Annotated in this window: 1 rRNA gene; it reads left to right on the top strand. The window is 53.4% G+C overall.

Annotated elements, in window-relative coordinates:
• Positions 1–23 precede the first annotated feature (23 nt).
• Positions 24–2,981, top strand: a 23S ribosomal RNA gene (locus tag BR48_RS0101790).
• Positions 2,982–3,010 lie beyond the last annotated feature (29 nt).

Here is a 3,010-nt window from a genome sequence, read left to right on the forward strand (position 1 = left end):
AGATGGATATTGGCAATGAGAATGATCAAGTGTCTTAAGGGCATTTGGTGGATGCCTTGGCATGCACAGGCGATGAAGGACGTGATACGCTGCGATAAGCGTCGGGGAGGTGCGAATACCCTTTGATCCGACGATTTCCGAATGGGGAAACCCACCTTAGATACTTGGAAAATCTGTTTAGTTGGCCGGCGTCGGGACGTTGGTATGGGTCTCCCATACAGGCCGCCAGGCCGTCGCCAATCGTTTGGCGCGCCGTCCGCAGCGAGCAATCCTTTGAAAGGATTGCGACAGCGTGAGGACATAATCGTCCTTATTAACGCTGGCGTGACGCCGACAACTGCACAGGTTTCCAAGTATCGTTAATAAGGTATCTGACCTTCGAATACATAGGGGTTAGAAGCGAACCCGGGGAACTGAAACATCTAAGTACCCGGAGGAAAGGACATCAAACGAGACTCCGCTAGTAGTGGCGAGCGAACGCGGACCAGGCCAGTGGCTTTTATGAGACAAGTGGAACGCTCTGGAAAGGGCGGCTAGAATGGGTGACAGCCCCGTACACGTAATGCGAATGAAAGTCCTTGAGTAGGGCGGGACACGTGAAATCCTGTCTGAACATGGGGAGACCACTCTCCAAGCCTAAGTACTCGTGCATGACCGATAGCGAACCAGTACCGTGAGGGAAAGGTGAAAAGCACCCCGACAAGGGGAGTGAAAGAGATCCTGAAACCGAATGCCTACAAACAGTTGGAGCCCAAGATTTGTTCTGGGTGACAGCGTACCTTTTGTATAATGGGTCAGCGACTTAGTGTGACGAGCAAGCTTAAACCGGTAGGTGTAGGCGCAGCGAAAGCGAGTCTGAACAGGGCGTTCAGTTCGTCGCATTAGACCCGAAACCGAGTGATCTAGCCATGAGCAGGTTGAAGGCAAGGTAACACTTGCTGGAGGACCGAACCCGCATCTGTTGCAATAGATTGGGATGACTTGTGGCTAGGGGTGAAAGGCCAATCAAACTCGGAGATAGCTGGTTCTCCGCGAAATCTATTTAGGTAGAGCGTCGATTTTATACTTCCGGGGGTAGAGCACTGGATGGGCTAGGGGATCTCACCGATTTACCAAACCTAACCAAACTCCGAATACCGGAAAGTACTGATCGGCAGACACACGGCGGGTGCTAACGTCCGTCGTGAAGAGGGCAACAACCCTGACCACCATCTAAGGTCCCTAAGTTATGGCTAAGTGGGAAAGGATGTGAGGATCCCAAAACAACCAGGATGTTGGCTTAGAAGCAGCCATCATTTAAAGAAAGCGTAACAGCTCACTGGTCTAAATAAGGGTCTTTGCGCCGAAAATGTACCGGGGCTCAAGCCATACACCGAAGCTGTGGATTTGCCTGGCAACAGGCAAGTGGTAGCGGAGCGTTCCGTAAGCCGTTGAAGCCGGACCCGTGAGGGCTGGTGGAGGTATCGGAAGTGAGAATGCTGACATGAGTAACGATAAAGGGAGTGAGAGACTCCCTCGCCGAAAGTCCAAGGGTTCCTGCTTAAAGTTAATCTGAGCAGGGTTAGCCGGCCCCTAAGGCGAGGCCGAAAGGCGTAGTCGATGGGAACCACGTTAATATTCGTGGGCCTGCGGGTAGTGACGGATCGCGTATGTTGTTCCTCCTTATTGGATTGGAGGGGCTTCGAAGCGGTTCCAGGAAATAGCTCCCGCGTATAGACCGTACCCGAAACCGACACTGGTGGACTGGTAGAGAATACCAAGGCGCTTGAGAGAACTGCGTTGAAGGAACTCGGCAAATTGCACGCGTAACTTCGGAAGAAGCGTGACCCTTTTTTACGCAAGTAGAAGGGGGTGGCACAGACCAGGGGGTAGCGACTGTTTACCAAAAACACAGGGCTCTGCGAAGCCGTAAGGCGACGTATAGGGTCTGACGCCTGCCCGGTGCTGGAAGGTTAAGAGGAGAGGTGCAAGCTTTGAATCGAAGCCCCAGTAAACGGCGGCCGTAACTATAACGGTCCTAAGGTAGCGAAATTCCTTGTCGGGTAAGTTCCGACCTGCACGAATGGCGTAACGACTTCCCCGCTGTCTCCAACGCAGACTCAGTGAAATTGAATTCCCCGTGAAGATGCGGGGTTCCTGCGGTTAGACGGAAAGACCCCGTGCACCTTTACTATAGCTTTACACTGGCATTCGTGTCGGCATGTGTAGGATAGGTGGTAGACTTTGAAGCCGTGGCGCCAGCCATGGTGGAGTCACCCTTGAAATACCACCCTTATCGTCATGGATGTCTAACTGCGGCCCGTTATCCGGGTCCAGGACAGTGTATGGTGGGTAGTTTGACTGGGGCGGTCGCCTCCTAAAGAGTAACGGAGGCGCGCGATGGTGGGCTCAGACCGGTCGGAAATCGGTCGTCGAGTGCAATGGCATAAGCCCGCCTGACTGCGAGACTGACAAGTCGAGCAGAGACGAAAGTCGGTCATAGTGATCCGGTGGTCCCGCGTGGAAGGGCCATCGCTCAACGGATAAAAGGTACGCCGGGGATAACAGGCTGATGACCCCCAAGAGTCCATATCGACGGGGTTGTTTGGCACCTCGATGTCGACTCATCGCATCCTGGGGCTGGAGCAGGTCCCAAGGGTATGGCTGTTCGCCATTTAAAGCGGTACGTGAGTTGGGTTCAGAACGTCGTGAGACAGTTCGGTCCCTATCTGCCGTGGGTGTAGGAATATTGACAGGATCTGTCCCTAGTACGAGAGGACCGGGATGGACGTATCTCTGGTGGACCTGTTGTGGCGCCAGCCGCATAGCAGGGTAGCTATATACGGACGGGATAACCGCTGAAGGCATCTAAGCGGGAAACCCACCTGAAAACGAGTATTCCCTATCAGAGCCGTGGAAGACCACCACGTTGATAGGCCGGGTGTGGAAGTGCGGCAACGCATGAAGCTTACCGGTACTAATAGCTCGATCGACTTGATCATTCTCATTACAAATATCCATCCAAAACGCC

Source organism: Phyllobacterium sp. UNC302MFCol5.2 (assembly GCF_000686005.1).
GTDB classification, from domain to species: Bacteria; Pseudomonadota; Alphaproteobacteria; order Rhizobiales; family Rhizobiaceae; genus Phyllobacterium; species Phyllobacterium pellucidum.